The organism is Flavobacterium sp. ZT3R18, assembly GCF_007097385.1.
In the GTDB taxonomy this organism is placed as follows: domain Bacteria; phylum Bacteroidota; class Bacteroidia; order Flavobacteriales; family Flavobacteriaceae; genus Flavobacterium.
Genome location: NZ_VJZS01000006.1, coordinates 160,355 through 185,682, shown reverse-complemented (window position 1 = coordinate 185,682; position 25,328 = coordinate 160,355). Strand labels below are relative to the sequence as shown.

Genomic DNA, 25,328 nt, shown 5'->3' with positions numbered 1-25,328 from the left:
ATGAGAATTATAGCCGTGCACCTGCTCAATAATTATAGCGGAAGCCCAAAAGTATTAATGCAATTATTAAAATGTTGGACAAAAAATGATATAGAAACTCATCTCTACACTTGTGCAGGAGAAGGCTTTTTATCGAATATCCCGCATGTCAAACCCCATTTTTATTGGTACCGTTTTGCAAAAAATCCTATTATACGGTTGCTTTTCTTACTAACGAGCCAATTTCTATTAGCGGTTCAATTGTTTTTTACTTTAAATAAAAAAGACATTCTATACATCAATACCGTATTCCCGTTTGGAGCAGCCTTTGTTGGTAAAATTATTGGTTGCAAAGTTATTTATCACATTCATGAAACTGGAGTAAAACCAAAGATTTTGAATCAATTTCTTTTCGGAATCGTCAAATTGTGTGCTACAAATGTAGTTTATGTTTCTAATTTTCTAGCCCAACAGCAACCTATGAAAGTTAAAAATAATGTCTTGTATAACGTAATAGAAAACAGTTTTAGAAAAGAGGCACGATTTCATTTAGGAAAAGACAAAGAATCAAAAATTATTTTGATGATTAGCTCTTTAAAAAGATATAAAGGCATAAATGAGTTTGTAAAATTGGCTGAACTATGTCCGCATTACATTTTTAAGCTGGTTCTAAACGCCAATCAAAAAGAAATAGATCATTATTTTAAAGATGTTTTTTTGCCCTCTAATCTAATTTTGCACACTAGTCAAACAGAAGTACATCCTTTTTATAAAGAAGCCAGTATTGTTGTTAATCTTACGGTTACTCAGCTCTGCAAAGAAACCTTTGGATTAACCATATTAGAAGCAATGACTTATGGAATTCCGACAATCGTTCCTCCTGTAGGCGGCATGACAGAACTTGTAGAGAATAACAAAAACGGCTATTTAATTGACAGTCAAGAATTGGTTCTTATTTCTGAAAAAATAAATCAGCTATTCCTAAATCCATTTTTATACCATCAAATGAGTCAGAGTGCCGTTGTAAAAAGTACTTTTTTTTGTGAGGATTATTTTGAAAAAGAATCTATAAAAATCATTTCCAATTAAATTCATTTTTTTCCAACTTATGGAAACAAACCCTTTAAAATAGATTACAATGTACTGATAAACAATAAATTAAAACAATAGTACAGTTTTTGACTTACTATTACTAAAGCATAGAAACCATGAAAAAAGATAGAATCGCAATAATAGGAACTGTAGGCATCCCTGCCAAATACGGTGGATTTGAAACTCTTGCAGAACATTTGATAGAACATTTATCTTCAAAATATGACTTTACAGTCTATTGTTCTAAAAACAAATATGCAAAAGAGGAACGGATTTCAAATTATAAAGGTGCTTCTTTAAAATACATTCCATTGAATGCAAATGGGATTCAAAGTATTCCTTATGATACTATTTCTATTTTGCTTGCTTTAAAAAAATGTGATGTGCTATTAATACTTGGAGTAGCTGGTGCATGGATATTGCCTTTTGTTCGGATTTTTACAAATAAAAAAATTATTCTTTCTATTGATGGAATGGAATGGAAAAGAGACAAATGGTCCTTGTTTGCAAAACTATATTTATGGTGGTCAGAGAAAATTGGAATCAAGTTTTCTCATATAGACATCTCTGACAACGAATCGATTCAAGATTACACAGCACTTCGTTACAAAACTCTGAGCAGAGTTATAGAATATGGAGCAGATCATACTATGCAAGTAAAACCCAATCGTAAGGATATTAGAAAATATCGTTTCCTAAAAAGAAATTATGCCGTAAAAGTGTGTAGAATAGAACCCGAAAACAATGTACACCTAGTTCTTGAAGCTTTCAAAAAACAGTCAAAAATGAAATTGGTAATAGTAGGCAACTGGAATAATAGCAAATACGGTATTTCATTAAAAGAAAACTATAAAGACATCAAAAATATTTTTCTTTTTGACCCCATTTACGATCAAAGGGAAATTGATTTAATACGAAGCAATGCCGCTTTATACATACACGGGCATTCGGCAGGCGGGACAAATCCGTCCTTGGTTGAAGCAATGTTTTTGACACTTCCTGTAATTGCTTATGATGTATCGTACAATAAAATCACGACAGAAAACAAAGCATTGTATTTTGGCTCATCCGAAGATTTAATAACACATTTGAATACCATTACTGAATTAAAATTACTGGAACTACGCATAGAAATGAAAGCAATAGCGTCTAGACGATACACTTGGAAAGTTATTTCGAGACAGTATGAATTATTGATAAAAGAAGCCCTTTTAATTGACCTTAAGAATAGTGTTTTGGGCGAAGTACAAAAACTACACCCAAGCATATTACAAGAATACCAATTATCCCATTTTCAAAATAGCATATTGTTTTACGAAAAATAAATAATTATGAAAATCATTTTAGAATATCTTTCTCTAGGCGTATTATCATTATTGCTGAGCTTATTATACATCCCTATAATAAAAAGAATTGCAGTAAAAATTAACTTAGTTGATACCCCAAATTTAAGAAAAATACACACTAGCAATGTTCCGCTTATTGGTGGAGTTTCAATTGTATTTACAACACTTACCGTGATTTTAATATCTGGAAACTGTCTTTATATTTTAAAAGAATACCTCTCTATTTTTAGTGCGGCCTTTACGGTTCTAATTTTAGGGATTATAGACGATAAAAATGATATAAGACCCAAATACAAACTGGCAATTCAGCTAATATTATCCTTCATAATTGCTTTGTCAGGAATACGTATTTTTTCTTTTTACGGGGTATTCGGGGTTTATGAAATCGCAATTTGGTTGCAGTATGCAATTACAATTTTGGTAATTACTGGTGTAGTAAATGCTTTTAATCTAATAGACGGAGTAGATGGGCTACTTGGCAGCTTATCACTATTAGGATTTACTATGTTTTTATTGGCCTCTATCTATTACAACGATTATTATTTAGGAATAATAAGCGTCATCTTTATTGGTGCCATTATTGGTTTTTTAAGGTTTAATTTGTCCCCCGAAAAAATATTTATGGGCGATTCTGGCTCATTATTTCTAGGGTTTACTTTAGTGACTTTAGGTATACAACTTATGGGCAAACAAGATATTCAAAAAGAATACAATTATCAATATGTATTTCTGGTTTTGGTAGCATTCTTCTCAATTCCCGTTTTAGATTCTTTGCGGGTTTATATGGGGCGAATAAAACGAGGTAAATCTCCCTTCTTAGCAGACAAGTCCCATTTACATCATTTATTGCTTGGAGCTGGATTGACACACAAAAAAATTGCATTAACAGTAATCATCCTTTGCTTAGTTTTCTTCTTTTTAGGATTCGGATTAATCACTTCCTATTCTACAACCTTAATCATTTTTTCTATTATGCTTGTTTTTTGGATCATAATTAGGCTGCTATTAGTCATCAATAATTTACAAAAATGGATTCGAATTATCAAGGAAATAGAAAAACAGAATAATTAAAAACCATCCTTTAATAACAATAAATAATGAAATTTATGGAATATTTAGATTTACTACAGAAAAAAACAGCTTTATCCAACGGGTTATTTAATGTACCTGCTCAAACCTTTTATGAAAGCAAGATTAATAAACTGACTGGTTCCTACACCGTAGCATGGAGGGATAAAGGCGAAGAACATTCGCATAAAGCCTCATTGCGCATTACCGATTTTGAAGGGTATCGCATTAATCCTTCCTCTTTTAAGTATTTATTACCCGCAATAACTACTTACTTGCAAGCCAAAAAAAGTTACATCATAGAGAGACCTGTTCCCTTTATTGTATATGAAGCCATAAATTTTATGAATGACATCTTAAAGCCAGGCAAAAAAGTGTTAGAATTTGGTTCTGGAAACTCAACACTGTGGTTTCTAGAAAAAAAATGTGATGTCACTAGCATAGAACATGACACACTATGGTACAAAACGGTCAATGATTATGCACAATCTGCATCATTTGACAAGCAAGTTATGGATCAGTTTAGTTTTCAGAATACTCAAAAAGAAGCTACTTGGGCGTTACTTGACAAAGCTGAAAACGAAAGCTTTGATTTAATTCTTGTAGATGGATCAAATGATTTTAACAACCGCAACGAATGCATAGAGAAGTCTATTTCAAAACTAAAAAAAGGAGGATGGATGGTCTTAGATAATTCTGATCACCCTAATAACTGGCCAGGTGGTTTACATATGGATTCCTTGTATAAAAGAGTACGTTTTACTGGCTTTACTCCTATGGGATTGTACATCTCACAAACTAGCTTTTGGCAAAAAATAGATTAAAAAAGATACCGCAAAATTCCCAATTATAAATGTTTAATCCTTTTTTTGAGTGTGCCGTTAGCTATTTACAGCAGTAAATAATTAACGGCACACTTTTTATTTCTTAATTGATTTAACTGACTTTAATAAAAAAGTCCCTCCCACACTATTCTAAAACCTATCTATTTTTTTTAAATATCAAGCTTTCTAGTCTATCGATATAATAATAAATTCGCTTCGTCTGTTTGCTTGATGCTCCAGCTCTGTACATTGTACGTCATCTGAGCAGTTGTTTACCAATTGGGATTCTCCATATCCTTTTCCTGTTAATCGATTTTTCTCTATACCGTTTTTTATCAACCAATCTACAGTAGATTTTACCCGTTTATCAGACAGTTTCAAATTATATTGCTCTGTTTGTCGGCTATCGGTATAGGATCTAACATCAATTTTCATTTTTGGAAATTGTTGCATAACAACTAATATTTTAGCTAACTCAAAAGTCGCATCTTTTCTGATGACCGATTTATCCAAATCAAAGTAAATAACAGGAATATCCAATGTTTTGGTCAAATCTGTCCCTACTTTAATTGGTTTTAAAAGTTTGTTTAATTTTAATGGAAAATCTGTTTTGCCATTGGTGTTTTTTATAATAATCTTTTCTTCTTTTGTTTCATAATCCTCTTTATAAGCTCTTACATAATACGTTTTACCACAAGCTACTTCAATACTATAATAGCCTTTGTCATCTGTTGTTATTTCTTGCTGAAGCTCAAAATGCTCATCAAACACACTTATTTTTGCGTTGGCTAGTATTGTCCCCGTTTCTTGATCTATAAGAATACCAGACAATACTTGCTCGCAAAGCAACTTACGTGTTTCTGTAAAACTATAAATGTCATCATACCCTACTCCACCAGTTCTATTGGAGGTAAAAAAACCTCTGCTGTCTTTTGTATTTATCAAAAAGGCAAAATCGTCTTGTGTACCATTTATAGGTGCACCAACATTTAGTACGCTCGAATAAGTACCATTTTTTCCTATTGTAGTAACAAAAATATCTAAACCTCCTAAACCTGGACGACCATCACTTGCAAAATACAATTCATTATTTCCAGATACAAATGGAAATGTTTCTCTACCTTCGGTGTTGATTGCATTGCCTAAATTCTCTGGTTTTCCATAGGTTCCGTCTAGCTTTATGGCTACTTTAAACAGATCTGATTGACCAAATGTCCCTGGCATATCCGAAACAAAGTAAAGCGTATTTTCATCTACACTCAAGGCTGGATGTGCTACACTATAGTCGTTGCTATTAAAAGGCAATTCGACAATATTCGTCCAATTTCCATTATTCAAAGTTGCTTTGTATAACTTTAATAGCGTCACTTTTTCAGTATCTTTTCCTTGTTTTCCGTCTAGATAATTATTTCTTGTAAAATACATGGTTTGTCCATCCTTAGTAAAAACAGGTGTTGATTCATGAAACTTTGAATTAATAATTTTACTAAATCGCTTCGGATTACCTAAATTTCCATCCGCATTTATCTCGGAACTGTACAAATTTGTAAACGATTGATTCGTCCATTTAAATACTTTTTTAGAAACCCTTCCTGTATCTCTAGCCGAAGCAAAAACCAAATTATCATTAGAAAAAGAACTTCCATAATCTGAATATTCGGAGTTAATTCCAGCATCGGCTATTGTATAACGCCCTGAATTTGCTTTAATTTCTTCTAGATAATTTTTTTGACTTTCATAAAGTTTACTTCTTGTATCATTCCCCGCTTTTTTATTAAATTTTTCTAGCATTTTATTTGCTTTGCCATAATCTCCTACTGATTTTAAGGTTTGAGAATAGCGATAATAATATTCTGACTCTTGTTCTTCATTTAAGGCAAATAATTCTCCGTACCATTTTTCGGCTTTACCAAAATCTGCATTAAAATAATAAGCATTTCCTAGCTTCTGAAACATTTTTTCGTTTTTGTATCCTTTTAGAGCGACACTCTCATAAGTAGCGATGGCATCTATATAGGAATAGTTATTATAATTTTTGTCGGCGGCTTCAATTCTAGCTTTTTGTCCATATACAGATACTGTTAATAATAACAATATTGCACTGTAAATTAGGGTTACAATTTTCGTCATAGCAAAGTGATTTAGAAGAATCTTGGTGATATAATTTTATCGTATTTTTTGAACAATTCAAAACGTAAAAAGAGTTCATGAGATCCTGAATTGTAGTTTGCTAATTGTGTTGTTTCTAGGTCATAACCATATCCTATAAACCAAGAATCAGTAGCCTGAAATCCTGCCATCACACTTACAGCAGCACTCCATCTATAAGCAAGACCTAGTACAAACTTGTTATTATACATCATATTGGCAGACAAATCGACTTGCAAAGGAGCTCCTTGTATATATTTTGCCAATAATGATGGTTTAAATTTTAGATCATAAGTCAAATCAAATACATAACCTGCAATTAAATATAAATTGACCTTTTCTTTTGCCACATGACTCGTAGAACCTGCCCCTGCATAACTATCAAAATGTTTTGTTTCTAACAAATTAGGTGCAGACAACCCTAAATATGATTTATCTGAATGCAGGTAAAAACCAAATCCTATATTGGGAGAAAATTTGTTATCTATATTCTCTTCAAATATTGGATCACTTGAATCATGCTGATTCAACTTATTAAAATCTATACTAAGTAAATTTGCAGTAGCTTTGATTCCTAGCGACAATTCATATTGTTCTGAGGTTCTAATACTATAGGATAAATCTACCGCTAAATTATTTTCGCTTGATGGTCCAATTTTATCGTTAACAATTGAAACACCAAGTCCTATATTACTCCCATTAATAGGAGTATTGATTGAAGCCGTATTGGTTGTTGGTGCCCCTTCGAGCCCCACCCATTGAGTTCGATGCAGAATAAAAAAACTCATCGCTTCTCTAGACCCTGCATACCCTGGATTAATATTTATTGTGTTATACATATATTGTGTAAACTGTGCGTCTTGTTGACTAAAAATCGCCCCCGAGAAAAGCAGCAATGACAATGCGATTATTTTCTTTCTCATTTTTCTCTTTTTAATAGTTAATTGAAAATCTTGACTCTTTAGACATTAAAATTGAATTAATCTATTTTCTATTTACATACAAGTATCCTACTTTTCGAACAATATTTCCTCCAAATTCTTTGTACTTTATAACATAATAGTACGTTCCTGCTGGTAGTTCATCAGCTTGTTTTACCGTTACACGCCCTTCAGACTCCCCTTTAAACGCTTTATCGGTATTGTTATATCCACTGCGTTCAAAAACCAAAACACCCCAACGATTATAAATTTCTACTGTATTATCGGGGTAACATTCTATCCCTCCAATATAAAACATATCATTTCCTCCATCTGCATTTGGAGAAACTGCATTAAATACTTCAACCAGACAACCTGAAATTGACAATACCGTAGGATTATCGCTTCCGTTATCCGAATCATCCGATAAGTCTTTTACGACAACTCCTTTTGGGCTTATTCCTGTTACACTGGCTTGGTTCGAAATACTTCCTGTATTAATATCAGCCTGGGTAATAACATAAGTAGCCTTAAATGAATTAGTATCATTTTGTCCGACTGCTAAAAATATTGGACCTCCAGTTACAATTATACCGGGTAATAAATCAGTAAGTATCACATTAGACAATGGCACATTACCAGTATTAGTTACTTTAAAACTATAAGTTACACTCTCCCCTCCTTGGGCAAGACCATCTCCGTTGTTATCATCAAATACAGCTTTTTTGATTACTGCAATACTCGGTTTTTGATCCAATTGTACAACTGTTGTTCGGTCTCCGCCTTTTATAGGATTGTCGTTATCCGAAACAACAGACACCACAGTACCGTTTGTATCAACCCCAGAAGCAATGGCAGAATTTACTACTTTGCCAAAGTCTACATCAGCTTGTGTAATGGTATAATTTACTTTGACCACAGACACACTTCCAATTGCTAATGAACTCGCAACTACAATTGGGGAAACCGATAGTAATGCATCATTGATAACTATAGTATTGATGGTAACATTTCCTGTATTAGTAACTGTAAACGTGTAAGTAATAGTTTCTCCTGCTAGTCCTGAGCCAATCAAAGCAGCGGTTTTAATTAATGTCATTGCTGGTATTTGAACCAAAATAGTTACAGTAGCCGTATCGCAATTAGAGCTGTTAGCCTTTTCACATATTTGATAGGTTAAAGTATAAATTCCTGCTGGGGTATTAGGTAAGACATCTATTGTTCCATTTGGATTTAATATTAAATTTGGATTGGAGGTTAGTACTGCTATTGTAACATCCGCTACTGTAATGCCAACCGTATTTAAAGTATCATTATTAAAAACATTGATTACTGCCAAAGCTGCTCCTTGCTGATTTACGGCTGTCGTTACCAAATCATTTACAGCATCAATAACAAAAGTTGGTGCTGAATTACAAAGAGCCGTTGCAGGAGGATAATTGACTATTTGACTTAGAGTTGGATTTAATGAAAATTCCATTGTTACTGCTGGTCTTGTTAATTCGAATCCATCACTGCCTTGTATCCATTTACCATTTACCAACAACCATCCCGGCCAATCGATAGTTTTTCCGTTCCCATCTAATACGGTTCCAGGCCATAACAATTGACCTGCTAATGGTAAATTGGTTTGTGTTGCCACTACATTATTAGCACTATCAATCCACTTCACTGTAAGCAAATTAGTTGGCGTAAAATTATCAGGAGTAACTGTATAAGACACATAAGGAGTGTTATTTAAGCAAAGACTGCTAGTTACAACAGTCATTGTAGGAGCAACTACCGATACTGTCACTACAGCCGTATCACAATTTAACGGATTTAATATCTCACATATTTTGTATGTCAAAGTATAAGTTCCTGCAGGAGTGTTTGGAGCCAAAACTACTGTTCCATCGCTATTTAGTGTCATGAATCCAGAAGAATCTGCTACTGTTTGCGACAACACAACTAGAGAAGAATTTACAGGAACACCATTAAGTACATCATTAGTGAATACATTTAAAACCGTAACTATTTGATTAATTCCTACAACAGATGCCGCGGAATCATTAATTGCATCAATTGGTGTTTGACCTCCAACTACATTTACCGTGACGGTTGTGGTACTGCAGTTGCTTGGATCTAATACTTCGCAAATAGTGTAATCAAAAACGTAAGTCCCAGCTGGAGTTTGAGGATTTACGGCTACTTCGCCTGTACTGGTATTGAAGGTAATGCCTGCAGGTAAAGCAGTTGCTAATGTTAACACAACTTGACTTGGGATTACTGCTACACCATTCAATTTATCATTCGCCAGTACATTGGCTACAGCCGTACCTCCTGTGTAACCGTTTACAGGACTTAAAGTGGCGTCAGTTACGCTACACAAAATATTCTTTAAGATTATATTAGCTGTTGCTCCTGAAGTACATCCAACCGAATTGGTTACTGTAAAATCATAACTACCTGCTGCTAATGCTGGTATTAAATAAGAGCCTCCTGAACTACTATAGGTTGTTGGATAAGTTCCATTTTGGTTTATTATCCAGTTTCCAGATGGTAATCCGCTTAAAACTATACTTCCAAGAGTGTTCATACAAATTCCTTGTGTAATAGTACCAAGTATTGGAATAGATGGAGTAGTTGGCTGAGGGTTTACCGCTGTATTGGTACCTAAAGAAATACAGCCATCAATACTCTTTGCTGTTACTATGTACGCTCCTATTGGAACTAATGTAAAAACACCAGATGTATTAGTATATGTCGATCCATCTATGCTATAAGTCATTCCTGCACTTATAGGAGCAGTTATAGTTATACTTCCCGTCAATATAGTGCAAGTTGACTGTAATGTTGTTACAGTTGGGGTTGTTGGCGTTGGATTTATGGTAATCGTTACTGTAAAATCAGCTCCCACACAACCTGTTGAAGCAGTTGGAGTAATCGTATAAGTTGCGGTTTGTGATACTCCGGTTGGGTTTACCAAAACATCGGTAATGTCCGCTGCGCTTCCTGTACTTCTGGCGCTTCCGCCTGTTATTCCTCCCGTAACTACTGGTGCAGCATACGTAAAGGTCGTACCAGAAACCACTGGACTAGTGGTCAATGATTGATTCACTGCCTGTCCGCTGCAAATGGTTTTTAGTGCGGCTACTCCTGCTGGTGTTGGATTTACCGTAATCGTTACTGTAAAATCAGCTCCCACACAACCTGTTGAGGCGGTTGGAGTAACGGTATAAGTTGCGGTTTGTGAAACTCCAGTTGGGTTTATCAAAACATCGGTAATATCCGCTGCGCTTCCTGTGCTTCTGGCGTTTCCGCCTGTTATTCCTCCTGTAACCACTGGCGCGGCATACGTAAAGGTCGTACCTAAAACTACTGGACTAGTGGTCAATGCTTGATTCACTGCCTGGCCGCTGCAAATGGTTTTTAGTGCGGCTACTCCTGCTGGCGTTGGATTTACCGTAATCGTTACTGTAAAATCAGCCCCCACACAACCTGTTGAGGCAGTTGGTGTAACGGTATAAGTTGCGGTTTGTGATACTCCGGTTGGGTTTACCAAAACATCGGTAATGTCCGCTGCACTTCCTGTACTTCTGGCGTTTCCACCGGTTATTCCTCCTGTAACTACTGGCGCAGCATACGTAAACGTGGTACCCAAAACTACTGGACTAGTGGTCAATGATTGATTCACTGCCTGGCCGCTGCAAATGGTTTTTAATTCCGCTACTCCATTAGGTGCTGGATTTATGGTAATTGTTACTGTAAAATCAGCTCCCACACAACCTGTTGAGGCGGTTGGAGTAACGGTATAAGTTGCGGTTTGTGATACGCCGGTTGGGTTTACCAAAACATCGGTAATGTCCGCTGCACTTCCTGTGCTTCTGGCGTTTCCGCCGGTTATTCCTCCCGTAACTACTGGTGCAGCATACGTAAAGGTCGTACCAGAAACCACTGGACTAGTGGTCAATGATTGATTCACTGCCTGTCCGCTGCAAATGGTTTTTAGTGCGGCTACTCCATTAGGTGTTGGATTTATGGTAATTGTTACTGTAAAATCAGCCCCTACACAACCTGTAGAAGCGGTTGGGGTAACGGTATAAGTTGCGGTTTGTGATATGCCTGTTGGGTTTATCAAAACATCGGTAATGTCCGCTGCGCTTCCTGTACTTCTGGCGTTTCCGCCTGTTATTCCTCCTGTAACTACTGGTGCAGCATACGTAAAGGTCGTACCCGATACTACTGGACTAGTGGTCAATGCTTGATTCACTGCCTGGCCGCTACAAATTGTTTTTAGCGCAGGTACACCTATTGGATTTGGATTTACTGTAATGGTTACTGTAAAATCACCCCCTACACAACCTGTTGAAGCGCTTGGAGTAACGGTATAGGTTGCGGTTTGTGAAACTCCGGTTGGGTTTACCAAAACATCGGTAATGTCCGCTGCGCTTCCTGTGCTTCTGGCGTTTCCGCCTGTTATTCCTCCTGTAACTACTGGTGCAGCATACGTAAAGGTCGTACCCGAAACTACTGGACTAGTGGTCAATGCTTGATTTACTACCTGTCCGCTGCAAATGGTTTTAAGTACAGGCACTACTGCTGGTGCTGGATTTAGCGTAATGGTTACCGTAAAATTAGCCCCCACACAACCTGTAGAAGCGGTTGGTGTAACGGTATAAGTTGCAGTTTGTGATACTCCGGTTGGGTTTACCAAAACATCGGTAATATCCGCTGCGCTTCCTGTGCTTCTGGCGTTTCCGCCTGTTATTCCTCCCGTAACTACTGGTGCAGCATACGTAAAGGTCGTACCAGAAACCACTGGACTAGTGGTCAATGCTTGATTCATTGACTGGCCGCTGCAAATGGTTTTTAGTGCGGCTACTCCTGCTGGTGTTGGGTCTACGGTAATCGTTACTGTAAAACTAGCTCCCACACAACCTGTAGAAGCGGTTGGTGTAACGGTATAAGTGGCGGTTTGTGATACGCCTGTTGGGTTTACCAAAGCATCGGTAATGTCCGCTGTGCTTCCTGTGCTTCTCGCTGTTCCTCCAGTTACTCCTCCTGTAACTACTGGTGCAGCATACGTAAAGGTTGTACCCGAAACTACTGGACTAGTAGTCAATGCTTGATTAACTGATTGACCGCTGCAAATAGATTTTGCACTCACTACTCCAGATGGAGTTGGATTTACCGTAATTACTACAGCAACAGGATTTCCTGGACAGCCATTAATCAAGGCCGTTACCATATAAGTAGCAGTTTGAACTACTCCTGTAATATTCACTAAAAGATCCGAAATTGGTAAAGTGCTTGGGACTGACCTGGCAGTACCTCCTGTAACATTTCCCGAAGCTCCTGATATAGTTGGAACTGGATAACTATAAACCACTGCTGTAGTGGTAGATGACAAACTTCTATTAGTCGTCTGTCCGCTACAAATAGTTTGAACCAAACCTGCAGTAACAATAGGATTAGGATTAACCGTAATTACCACCGTATCAACATTACCTATACACCCCCCCAACGGACCTGATGCAATGGGTGTTACAGAATATGTTGCAGTTTGAGGTTGCGTTGTAGGGTTATGAAAATCATCTATGATTGTATTTGTGCCAAATCCATGATCTGTATACGTCATTCCTCCCGATAAAACAGGAGGTGTCCAAGTAAAACCTGCTCCGCTTAAAAATGGAGTAGTTGTCAATACTAAACTTGCCGTTACATTACCACTAGTATTGGAACACAAATTTTGAACTTGACTAGTTGTCAAAACAGGAACAGGACTTACTGTTACAACCACTGTAAAAGGCGCTCCAACACATCCCAAAGGACTCGTAGGTGTAATGGTATAAGTAGCCGTTTGAATTATAGATGTAGGATTTACAAGAACATCTGTAATGTCTGCTGTACTTCCTGTACTACGATCATTGCCTCCTGTTATACCACCTGTTACTACTGGCGCAGCATAAGTAAATGTTGTACCTGAAACAACTGGACTTGTTGTTAGTACTTGATTCACTGTTTGACGACCACTACAAACTGTTTTCGTAGCCGCTACTCCAATTGGTGTTGGATTTACAGTAACTACTACTGTAAAAGTGGAGCCCACACATCCTTCAAGACTTGTCGGTGTAATAGTATAAGATGCCGTTTGTGCAGTTCCTGTAGGGTTTGATAAAACATCAGTAATATCAGCCGTACTTCCTACGCTTCTAGCTATTCCTCCTGTTATACCTCCTGTTACTATAGGTACACCATATGTGAATGTAGTACCCAAAATTACTGGACTGGTTGTTAATACTTGATTCACTGCTTGACCGCTACAAATACTTTTTGTCGATGAAACGCCAAAAGGTGCAGTTTTTGGAGCAGATATTCCACTTCCAATCATACCCATACAACCACTAATGCTTTGTGTTACATTAAAAGTCCCTGCCGTAGTTACTGTAATACTAGGGCTAGTTTCTGATGTACTCCACAATAAACTACCACTATAACCTGAGGCTGTAAGTATCGATGTGCCGTCACAATTGTTTACTACCGATACAATCGGGGCTGAAGGTAAGACAACAACACTCACAATTATATTTTGACAAGTTGAATAACAAGAGCCATTTTCCCAACGAGCATAATAGGTTGTGGTTACTGCTGGCGAAGCAATATTCAATGGATTACCTACTCCTATTGCTGTTCCGCCACAGCTCGATGTAAACCAAGTGACTTGTGAACCAGAACCTCCACTCACACTTAAACTAATATTTCCTGTGTCGTCTGAGCAAAAATTATTTCTATCAGCACTTGCTGAAACTGGAGCCGTTGGTGCTGTTTGCACTGTGATAGTAGGTGTACCACTTATTCCAGAAGACAAACATCCATTAGCATCTGATATTGATGTAATAGCATAGGTAGTGTTTGAAAATGGACTAACGGAAATACCACTTCCAGAAACATAATTACTAATTGTTCCGACTCCGTTGTTTATTGTAACATTATATGGAGAAGTCCCGCCTGTTACTGTTGCTGTTAAATCTGAGGAATTACCACCACAAATAGTAGCTGTTCCTGAAAGAACTGCAGAAGTGGGGTTTGAGTTTACTGTAACAGCAATAGAATTTGACAAAGTAGCAGAACACGAAGTTCCTATTCTAAAAGCCTTTACCGTTAATACAGTTGAACTGGTTAATGTCGCAGAAGTCAAAATTATAGCACTTCCTGTTCCTAGTTTAGAAGTACCACTTGTTGAAGCACCATTATATAATTGGTAAATTATTCCATTTTCAGAACTTTCAACTGTAACAGCAACTGTCGAACCTGAACAAATCGAAGCTGTAGCAGGAGTAACTGTTAAACTACTTGAGGGAGACACACAAACAACTGTACTACCTGCTGAAGCACTACCCTCACAATTAGACCCAGTCGAAGCTGTAGCGGTTACTACACCCCCAGCATACAATTCGCAATAGCTGGAAAGTCCTGAAATTGTCCAAACACCACTTGCAACTGTTGTAGTAGCCCCAATCTGAACTCCATCAATATATAAAGTAACAACATCTAAATTTGTACCTGTACCACTTACTGAAGCTGAACATTCATATATTGGACTTGTGGAAATGCCAACAGTATTTGATGATTTTGTACCAAGTACTACTGAATTTGAAGCACTACTAATCGAAAGACATGCACTGGATGCTTTTGCGGTAATTATACTGCCAAGTGCAATACTAATACCAGTTGAAGCTGTCCATGTACCACTTGCAGAAACTGTAGTAGTAGCACCTTCTGAAATTCCATTTTCATATACTTGTATTAAAGTGCCAGTTGCTTCGATAGAAGTACCTGAAACACTAGTGATTGCACCAGTAGAACAAAGCGGACTATTTACCGTAGGAGCATAGGCTGTTCCTTTTATTGTTCCTGTTACAGCTGTAGACACACATTTACCACTAGCAATTGCAACTAATGAATACGTTTGACATTCAAGACTAGAAAGAGACAATCCGGCAATTGTCCATGCCCCACCAGCAGTTGACGTTGTAGTTCCTAATTGTATTCCGTTTGAAATTATACTTACAGTTATCCCCGTAACATTATCCGGAGAAGCAATAGTACCTGATATTGATGTAGTTGAAGTAAGTATAGGACTTGTAGTTATGACTGGAGTGGTGGTCGCTGTTGCTGATGAATATTGACAATCATAAGTTCTTGCTGATTCACATTTTCCAGGTTCTTGATACGTAAAAAAATATACTGATGACCCAAAACAATTACCCGTTTGACATTTAAACAAAACATTTTCCGGATTAGCTGTGGTTGTAACTGTATTTAAATTATAGGGCACTTCCAAAGACAAAGTTATTGGATTTATAAGAGTCCCATTTGGCAAGTAACATCTAACAATGGTTCCAACTGGTCGAGTCAATGCTAAAGTATATCCCTTATTTCCTGATATCTGAGTAATATCTCCAGAAGCTGGGGCAGAAGTTACTGTTGCACAACTAGTAACAGTCATTGCATTACAATTGGCAATCGAAACCCCTTTGCTTGTTGCTGTAGCAGTAGCCGTAATTACATTCCCACTAGAGAGTGCTGGGCTAATACCACTAAGTGTCCAAACACCAGCTGTTACAGTTGTTGTACCAATAGAAACCCCATTCTTATAAACCGTAATAACCGTAGTATTTGCCTCTATTGAAGTACCTGATATAGAAGTTGCTCCACTATTTATGCTATTTATACCTGGACAAGTAGAGCGGTCGGGGCATACCGTTCCTGGTGCGCACGGAGTATAATTATCTATAATATCCTCAAAACAATTTTCAAGGATACTTCCGCACAATGCGTCATTTATTCCAGCAATATCAGAGGCAGATGCAGGGTTACATAACGTTGATTTATTGGCTCCCATATTATCAACCATAACCATTCGTATTGCTGTTGATGTGGAAATTCCAAACTGTGCAATCAGATCATTAAAATTCACAAAAAAATCATAGAAATAATCTGGATTTCCACAACTGGTTGTGAGTGCAATCGACTTTTGATAATGTATATTTAATGGATTATTATAAGAAATAACTGGAGTACAATTCATACTATTTACATCATACACAAAAACACCAAAATTAGTAGCTAATACTATTTCTATCTCAAAGCCAGGATTTGAACTGGAATAATTCGGATCTGCATTTGGACCAGTTCTTCCGAACTTGCCATCAGTATCAATCAAAACACTATAACTTTTTGAATTAGGTGCCGTACTTCCCATTCTCATCCTGAAAAGCCAATTATTACTTCCAGACAGATAGGACTGAACTGGATCCTGATCTCCTTGATCAACATAATCCGTAAAACCGCAATCTGGTCCAGGCCCAAGATCACTATTAGGCTCCACCATAGGAAAAACCAATGATGTATAAGGAATCTCACTTTGAACTTGGTCGTCTGTAGAAAAACCAGCATTTGTTGCCGAGATATAACCATCCCCATTTGGATCTAATACAGTTATACCACTACCAGTTGCTAACTGATATATAACACCTGGTGTTTGTGCATAACTATTTATAGATAATAGTATAAAACAACATTTTAGCAAAACCGAATGTATATTTTTACTCATAATATCAATAATTTTAAAATCCAATTAATTTAAATACTTTATAAAATGTTCAAAAAACAATAGTTGATTCATCGCAACCCTTTTTTTTTAAATTAAAAATCAATTCACGTGCCAGTTAAGCAATTAATTGACTAACAAAGACTTGAAGCATGTGTGTTTTGAAAAAAAATTCCAAATAATGGAAAACAATAATACCATATGGAATAAAATATCTAAAACTACTATTAAAAAAATCGCTGAATTAATAGAAATATTTGATCCAGTAGCTAAAGAAGGAGTCTTAATTTAGTTAAGGGAATAAGGGATATGCCGCTTGTCACGGATTTAAAAAGTTTTTTGCATTACCAATTTACTTTACTGACTTGGTCAATAAATTTCTTCAATAAATTAAATTTACTTTCTCTATAATCTTTGGGAATCCTTGAAATCTTGCGTAATAAATTAGTAATCGCATTATTTACAAATAGGGCTGTATTCTAAAATAAACAGCATTTAATTTTAACCATATAAGAAATATAAGGTCATTTAAGCTGGATGAAAAAGCAATAACTTATATTTTCTAATATTTCTTATATGGTAAACCTTTTTATCACAATCTAAACTCTTTGGGAGTCGGAGTGATTTTTAAATATCTGTTTTAAAAGAATATAAGTTAAAAATGCTGTTCATTGAAGAATTAAGCGACAAATAGTTATACTATCGTATCAATGAAAAATGGGAGCGATATTCTTTTGCAACTCCATTCTCTAAATAAGAAATCATAAACCAATAATCATCAGCTGGCAAAGGTTGTCCTTGAAAGGTACCATCCCAACTATCTCCGTTTATGGCAAGTTGCTTAATTATTTTTCCGTATCGATCAAGGATGAATATTTTTGGATCATCTTGATTTTGCAATCCTACTATACTCCATTGGTCATTATAACCATCTCCATTTGGTGTAAACATTTTTGGGCTACTGATTAATTTAATGGGTATAGGTATTGGGGTAGATCCACAACCATTGGCATCACTAACTGTAACTTCATGAGTACCAGAACTAACATTTACAAAAATATTACTCGTTTGCGGCATATCATTATCTATTGCATACAAAAAGTTACTTTCGTATCCTGGATATGGAACCGCATCAACTTTAATGGTTTGACTATCTGAAAACCATCCGCTTGTTGTGAAAGATACTTTGGCTGGTTTTGATGATATTAACACCGTAAAAGGGACTACTTTAGAAACACACCCAGCAACTGACAAGTCATTGACTGTTAAAGTGTACTTACCAGGTGTTTTTGTAGAAAAATCAGAAGCAGTACCCAATGTAGTTCCAGCTTCGTTTTTCCAATCAAAAGAATACAAAGGAGTCGCATAACCACTGGTAGCATAGGAGTCATTTATGATTCCTGTATCTACATCAACACATATTGGGAGAAGTGTAATGTTTGGTATCGGTTTGTTTTTTATAGTAATAACCAAAGGCTTTTCGTCATAACATAATTTTGTTGTTAGAGTACCAACATCTGCATAAGCATAAACAGTAGTCGATGAAGCGATTAAATCTCCCGCAAACTTTTCAGTATTAGCTACATTAGACCCGCCAGGCAATACAAAATATCTTGTTGCTGGCGCTATTAATGTGGGCAATGTATATGATTCACATACAACAACTGGGAGAATTGGAGCAACTATGGGAGTTTTATAAATTGTCACTGTAAAAGCATCTTCATCTGAGCAAGCAATTCTATTATTATCCTCTGCGTAAACATACAAAGTGGTGGTTGAAGTTATTGGCAAATATGGGGGTAGCAATTTTATCCCACTACCATTAGGTCCACCAGTAGCAGTATAATAATCTCCTTGACCTATAATTGCTGGTAATGCATAAGTATCACAAGCGAATGTATCTGCAATTGGATTTACTTTCGTATTCACAATAGTTACCGTTATACTATATTCAACAAAACAAGTATTAGGCGGTGGAGCTGCTGCATAAACATAAATCTTTTTAGATGTTTTTATTTCATAACCAGCTGGCAAAATAGGATTTGTTGCAGATAATCCTCCCGAAAATTCATAATACTCTCCATCTTTTAAATCATCCAGAAAATAACTCTGATTGCATCTTAAAACTTCTATAGGTCTTGCATCGATTAATGGGGAAGGATCTATAGTAACTAGAAAACTAGATTCTACATAACAAGAACCCGTTGGAACTTTATCATAAAAATAGATCGTTTGAGTACTTGTAATTGGGTAACCAACAGGTCTTACCACGCCAGTTCCTAAAGACTTTGTATAATATTTTCCTGAATGTGCTACTGCTGGCAAATAATAGACATCGCATTGAGGAGGAGTATCTACCATGACTGGCAATGGCGAAATATTTACTGTAACGGTAAATGATAGATTGTCTGTACAACTTTGTCCTGCAACGTGAAACCAAAGCGCTGTTGTACTATTTATAGCTGTTCCCGAAGCCACAACCGAACCTCCTCCTGCCGCTGCTGTTCTATACTCTCCAACAACCAAAGAAGGTAATAGATAAGTAGAACAGGAAGTAACATTGGTAGGAATAGTAATATTTGAAATACCAATATAAACCGTAAATATTTTTTCTGAAGTACAATTAAGGGGTAATGAGCCACTTTCTTTATACACATAAATTGTTTTTGTACTACTTATAATCGTACCCGGTGGTATTATAGGAAGCCCTTTATTTATTCCAGTATAATAAGTTCCTCCATTTGGGTCAACTGGTAATGTATATGGATTACAACCAAACTGATTAGGATAATCCGGTAATGGCGTAAAAGGCAATATTGTAACTGTAAAAAAAGTTTCTTTGGTACAAGAAGGAACAACCGTTGTATCTTCAAACCAAACGTATATCGCATTAGGACCAACAGTATTAATAATCGTTCCTGCGACTAATTTTGTATTACCGCTTGTTGCTGCGCCACCGCTTTGTGTATAATAATTTCCATAGGGCAACGCAGGAAGTGTGTATTGTGTACAGTAAGTAGCGCTGGCAGGTACTATCAAAGGTAAATTGGCAATCGTAACCTTAAAAAGATCTTGATTAATACAAGAACCCGATTTATTATAGACATATAAACTTTTTGTTGTAGTGACACTATTACCTGCAAAGAACTGTGTTCCTGTACCGTTTAACCCGTTCCAATATTGATTTCCAGCATTGACTAAAGTAGGTAAAGTATAAGAGCTACAAACTACTACATCCGGCAAAATATCTACTTTAGGCAATGGCGTTACAATAAGCTGAAAACTAGTGGTAACAAAACAACCTACATTCGATATATTTTGCAATCGTACCCAAACCGTTCTTGATGCCGATCTTATAATTCCTGTGGGCGAGGTTGCTAAAATATTAATGTTACTATTTGCCGAAGGTAATGTGGTGTGAAAAGAAATCACATTGTAAGCCGAAGATTGTGGTCCTAATATTAAAGCGATTTGGGAGGTCAAGTCAAAATCGGCTCTTAAATCGGCTAGCGTTCTTGCACAAAGTGTTGTTCCTCCTGGAGCTATAGCAATATAAGGCGGAGGAACTATCTGCAATTGAAAAGAGCGTATCTCATAACAAGGAGAAGTGGCACTACCGACTCTAACATAGATTGTTTTTCCGTTTTCTGAATTCAAAATCGTATAAGGGCTTGATAATGCAGCGGTGTTTGCTATAGCAGCAGCATTCGTGAGATGATAAGTAACTATTGTACTCGCTGGCAAATCATCTAGCATTCCAGCAGGAGTTGTAGCGGGATTCATTCCTGCCATAATAATAGGTGTGTTTTTTGTCAAATCAAAAGCATAGGTTGAAGCCCCAATATCACAGGCATAAATATTAGGAAGTATCGCTTTAAAACTTAATTTCGGATATATTTCGACTAGAATATCATCTGTAATCGCAACGCAACCGGGCTCAGTATAGGTAACGCTATACGTTTCGCTTCCTGTTGAAAGTAAAGGGAAAACTGAATTTAAATCTAAAGTCAAACCTGTTTGTGCAGGAGAAAAAGCAACACCTCCTTTTTTCCAAACAAAAGTAGTTCCTGAACTTAAGCTTCCCACTGATAATACAGGTAATGTCCCTCCTGTACAAATTCCTTTATTATTTGCAACACTATAATCAAGCCCTAAAACATTTTGTCCTATATTAAAACTATTGGCATTAAAAAATATAGCCGAATCGTATCCTACATTATTTCCTCCATCAGCAATTACAAGTTTAATATGATAGGTATGAGTAATATCTAATCCCGTTGCCGATGCGATCATTTTTACGGTTTGTCCATTAAAATTTATGGCAGGTCCAAATCCTCCCCCGTTAAACTTTCCAAAAAAACTAGCATTAGCCGAAGGGCAATTTGTATTGTATAAATTGTCTCTAATGGTTTCTACAGATATTGGAGTATTGGGCAATGCTGGTGCGGGAACCACAGCTAAATTTTCATTTGCACCACCAATAGTAAGGTCTTTCAAAAGAAAAGCAAAAGCATCAGAAAAATTACATTGTGAAGTTCCATACTCTTCGGAAGCAAAAATAAATTCAAAATCAAAATTGGAGGTTTTAGGTTTAAAATCAAACTCTATATAACTTGCATTAATCGAGTTAATGGTAATTCCAGATTGAGAGAGCAAATTAGCCTCTAGGTCAGCATCTCCAGTCCATACCAAATTTCCATCACTCAAGACAGTGGTGTTTGGACTAGGAACCTTGGATACATCCCCAGTTGTTAATACTACTCCTTTTTCAAAAGGAAAGTTTGGATTTGCGTTCTCAAAATAACCAATACCATTTGTTGAACCAAAATCTGTTCCAGTCTTTGAGGTAACGTTTGTACCAGAAACACAGGGAGAATTAATTAAAACAGTATTGACCAACTGATCGACCGTATAAACACTAGTATTTACAGTAATCGATTGTGAAAAACTTTGTAAACTAATCAATACCATTAATGTAAGTATGAATGTTTTCATTTGTATCCAAATTTTATCTGTTACAAAAACTAATTATCAATTTTAACTAAACGATAAATGCGCTTACATTAGTCGTTTAGCTAAAATTGATAATAAATTAAGAGACAGTTGTTATATTTTTAATTTTACCTGACATTGAATAATCAAATAGCACGCCTTTTTTAAAAACGCATTGCAAATCAATCAGTTACACACATACCGAATGTTTAACATTTCCAAAAATTGGAAATATCAACTATTTAATGGAAAAAAATACTGAAATCATACAGTTTGTCTAGTCTTGAAATAAGTGAATCACGGATAACTGCTTGATTTTACATCAAAAGGCAAGTTTGAACTAGAAGAAATTTATCTTTCTCACTCCTCTAAACTGACTTCTAAAAGCTTTGATTTTCGGAATAAAAATTCCTCTGACACATTTGATTACGTTTCCCGAAAAAAAAGTTATTTTTATCCCTATTAAATTTACAATAATCACAAACCCATGACTTCAACCAAAAAGGCGGCACTGAGTTTTATTTTCATTACATTATTACTAGATGTTATTGGTCTAAGTATAATTGGCCCTGTGTTACCAAGATTAATTGAGCAACTTATTCATGGAAATATTAGCCAGGCTTCACAATGGAGTGGTTTGCTGCTTTTTGCTTATGCCTTTATGCAATTTATTTGCGCTCCGATAGTTGGCAATTTGAGCGATAAATACGGACGAAGACCTGTTTTGTTATTGTCTTTATTAGGTTTTGGGATTGATTATATTTTTCTTTGGTTAGCGCCAACAATATGGTGGCTATTTCTGGGCCGGATTATTGCTGGAATGTTTGGAGCAAGTTATACAACTGCTACTGCTTATATTGCCGATATTAGTACAGATGAAAACAGAGCGAAAAATTTTGGGATGATCGGAGCTGCTTTTGGATTAGGATACATTATAGGCCCTGTACTAGGTGGCGTATTGAGCGAATTAGGCCCAAGAGTTCCATTTATTACCGCTGCAATTTTAACGTTTATCAATGTAATATATGGCTATTTTGTTTTGCCAGAATCTTTAGCCATAGAAAATAGACGCCCGTTTCAATGGAAAAGAGCCAATCCGTTAGGTTCTTTATTACAACTAAAAAAACACAAGAGTCTTTCGGGCGGATTAATTATTACCTTCATATTAATTTACATCGCCGATCATGCCGTAATGAGTACTTGGACTTTTATTAATATTGAAAAGTTTGGTTGGAGTAATGCCCTTATTGGACTTTCATTAACCACTGCTGGCATAATGGTTGTTATTGTTCAAGGAGGTTTAATTCGGATCATTAATCCTAAAATAGGGAATGAAAAAAGCATTTTTATTGGATTAGTTCTATATACGCTATCCCTTTTATTGTTTGCTTTTGCAACTCAAAGCTGGATGATGTTTCTATTTTTAATTCCGTATTGTTTGGGTGGCATTACAGGGCCATCACTACAATCGATTATCTCTAGAAATGTACCTCAAAATGAGCAAGGGGAATTACAGGGATCTTTAACCAGTTTAATGAGTGTAGCTTCTATAATTGGACCGTTATTAATGACCAATTTATTTACCTGGTTTACCCGTCCGGCTGCTCCAATTCAATTTGCTGGTGCACCTTTTTTAGCTGGTGCAGCTCTTATGATGATAAGCGTATTTATTGCTGCAAATAGCATGAAAAAAAAATTTATTATAGAGAAAGTTAATTGACAAATGTATTCTGTGATTGTTTAAAAAACCCAATACCCCTCCTATTTAAACATACAAAAAAAATAACCGCTGGGCGATTGAAAAAGAATGCCGATACAGTTAATTCAGGTGGCTATGTTCTAAAATAAACAGCATGCAAAAAGCAATAACTTATCTGTTCTTCTATTTCTTATATGGTAAACCTTTTCATCCTGATCGATACGCTTGGGTAAACGCCTTTAAAAAAAGAAAAAAGTTGCTACGAATTTTCACATATTTAAATTACACAATTTATCAAAAGGAATAAAATTCATACAATTAATTTTTATTCATTATGAATTTATGTTAATTCGTAAATTCGTAGCTAAAATTTTCTTAAAAAAATTTGGCCTGTCTATAAGCATTGGGAGTGTGGAGTGTTTTTTTTACGAATCTAAATTAAAACACTGTTTATCAGAGATTAATAGATTTACATTTTTAATTCACTATCGAATGGCAAATGAATGAATATTGCTGTATTGGATTTGTTTTGAAGAATCAAAATGCCAATCTTTGTGCTCGAATTGCAAACTCTCCTTTACTGTTCATTTAGATAAAATCATGAAAAATCAAATACTCGTTTACATCATAACTATAAGCTTACTTCCATTCAATGGTTGGGCACAAAAAATTCCTCAAAATGAAAAAAAAACAGAAGGAGTGCAAAACAATGCTACAATTCTAAGTGATAAAGTTGATGCTCAGGCAAGAAAAGTAAAGTATTACCATGTGGAAGAAATCGTTGATTTGAAATTTGGTGGACACAAAACAGTTTACAATGTAACACATCCTAAACTAATTCAAACCTATAATTTAGGACCAAATAGCAAAAGAATAGTAACAACCATATTTGAAAATGGCGAACAACTCGTTGAAAGTATTCTAAAATCGGATGGTTTAAAGAAAATTGGAAATTCTGCTAAAGTATCCATTACCGATACACCAAAAAAAATAGACATCCCTGATTTAGGCACAGCGAATAAAACAATAATAACTCCCGATTTTCCTAAAAAAGAGCAACTCGATGAAACCATTATTAAATTAAACACTTTAAATGAAATTGAAAGTTCTACTGTATTTTCGATCACCGATACACCAAAAAAAGTAAATATTCCAGCCAACATTGACATTATAAAAACCTATGAAAGAGTTGTTGAAAAAGGATACGAAACTTTAGATATATTAAAAAAACTGGCCAATTCATACTTTTTCGACAATCAATTAGAAAAAGCCGAAAAATACTATAGCAAAATATTTAGTAAGACTACTGATTTAGAACCTGAATATTATTACCGTTATTCTGTTGCTTTAAAAGCAACGGAGCAAGATGCAAAATCGAATGAGTTTTTAAAAAAATTCAATCAATTATCTGGTAACAGCTCTAAATAGCAGTACTACTAACAAAAATTTCACACGTCCCGATCGTTATTGGGATTCACGAATTAACACGAATACAGGATCAAAATCGAATCTAATTTCACAAAAAAAACAATTTCACAATGCAATTTGTGCAAATTTGTGTATCCCGAAAGCTTTCGGGACGTGTCTGTTTTTTTTTAAAATCCTACGTTAATTTGGTGTAGGCAGAATAGTAACAATAATTAATGGTATTAAATTCTAGTAAAT

Annotated in this window: 10 protein-coding genes; 6 read left to right on the top strand and 4 right to left on the bottom strand. The window is 35.8% G+C overall.

The features are described 5' to 3' along the window. The 4 genes from FNW52_RS09060 (at nucleotide 1) to FNW52_RS09045 (ending at nucleotide 4,309) form a co-directional block, all read left to right on the top strand. Nucleotides 1-1,068 carry a glycosyltransferase family 4 protein gene (locus FNW52_RS09060; protein WP_143377140.1) on the top strand — a complete coding sequence of 356 codons (1,068 nt, stop codon included), beginning with the start codon at nucleotides 1-3 and terminating at the stop codon, nucleotides 1,066-1,068. Between the two features lie 119 nt (nucleotides 1,069-1,187). After that, on the top strand, nucleotides 1,188-2,396 hold the full coding sequence (locus FNW52_RS09055; RefSeq protein ID WP_143377139.1) for a DUF1972 domain-containing protein: 1,209 nt from the start codon (nucleotides 1,188-1,190) through the stop codon (nucleotides 2,394-2,396). Nucleotides 2,397-2,402: 6 nt separating this feature from the next. Next, nucleotides 2,403-3,488, top strand: coding sequence for an MraY family glycosyltransferase (locus FNW52_RS09050; protein WP_143377138.1), 1,086 nt, complete (start codon nucleotides 2,403-2,405; stop codon nucleotides 3,486-3,488). 35 nt (nucleotides 3,489-3,523) lie between these two features. Then, the gene (locus FNW52_RS09045) at nucleotides 3,524-4,309 is read left to right on the top strand and encodes an O-methyltransferase (RefSeq protein WP_185965944.1); all 786 of its coding nucleotides are present in this window, start codon (nucleotides 3,524-3,526) and stop codon (nucleotides 4,307-4,309) included. Between the two features lie 186 nt (nucleotides 4,310-4,495). Here FNW52_RS09045 and FNW52_RS09040 read toward each other — a convergent pair whose 3' ends face one another. From FNW52_RS09040 to FNW52_RS09025, 4 genes are all read right to left on the bottom strand, one after another. After that, a complete protein-coding gene (locus FNW52_RS09040; RefSeq protein ID WP_143377136.1) occupies nucleotides 4,496-6,439 on the bottom strand; it encodes an OmpA family protein in 1,944 nt (647 codons plus the stop codon). Nucleotides 6,440-6,450: 11 nt separating this feature from the next. Then, complete coding sequence (locus tag FNW52_RS09035) at nucleotides 6,451-7,380, bottom strand: type IX secretion system membrane protein PorP/SprF (RefSeq protein ID WP_143377135.1); 930 nt, start codon at nucleotides 7,378-7,380, stop codon at nucleotides 6,451-6,453. 61 nt (nucleotides 7,381-7,441) lie between these two features. After that, complete coding sequence (locus FNW52_RS09030) at nucleotides 7,442-16,975, bottom strand: PKD-like domain-containing protein (RefSeq protein WP_143377134.1); 9,534 nt, start codon at nucleotides 16,973-16,975, stop codon at nucleotides 7,442-7,444. A gap of 696 nt (nucleotides 16,976-17,671) precedes the next feature. Then, on the bottom strand, nucleotides 17,672-21,967 hold the full coding sequence (locus FNW52_RS09025) for a T9SS type B sorting domain-containing protein (protein ID WP_143377133.1): 4,296 nt from the start codon (nucleotides 21,965-21,967) through the stop codon (nucleotides 17,672-17,674). Between the two features lie 484 nt (nucleotides 21,968-22,451). Here FNW52_RS09025 and FNW52_RS09020 point away from each other — a divergent pair, with 484 nt between their 5' ends. Together FNW52_RS09020 and FNW52_RS09015 are read left to right on the top strand one after the other, a co-directional pair. Next, entirely contained in the window at nucleotides 22,452-23,684 is a 1,233-nt protein-coding gene (locus tag FNW52_RS09020) for a TCR/Tet family MFS transporter (RefSeq protein WP_143377132.1), read from the top strand. A gap of 579 nt (nucleotides 23,685-24,263) precedes the next feature. Next, entirely contained in the window at nucleotides 24,264-25,091 is an 828-nt protein-coding gene (locus FNW52_RS09015) for a lipopolysaccharide assembly protein LapB (protein WP_143377131.1), read from the top strand. Nucleotides 25,092-25,328: the final 237 nt, after the last annotated feature.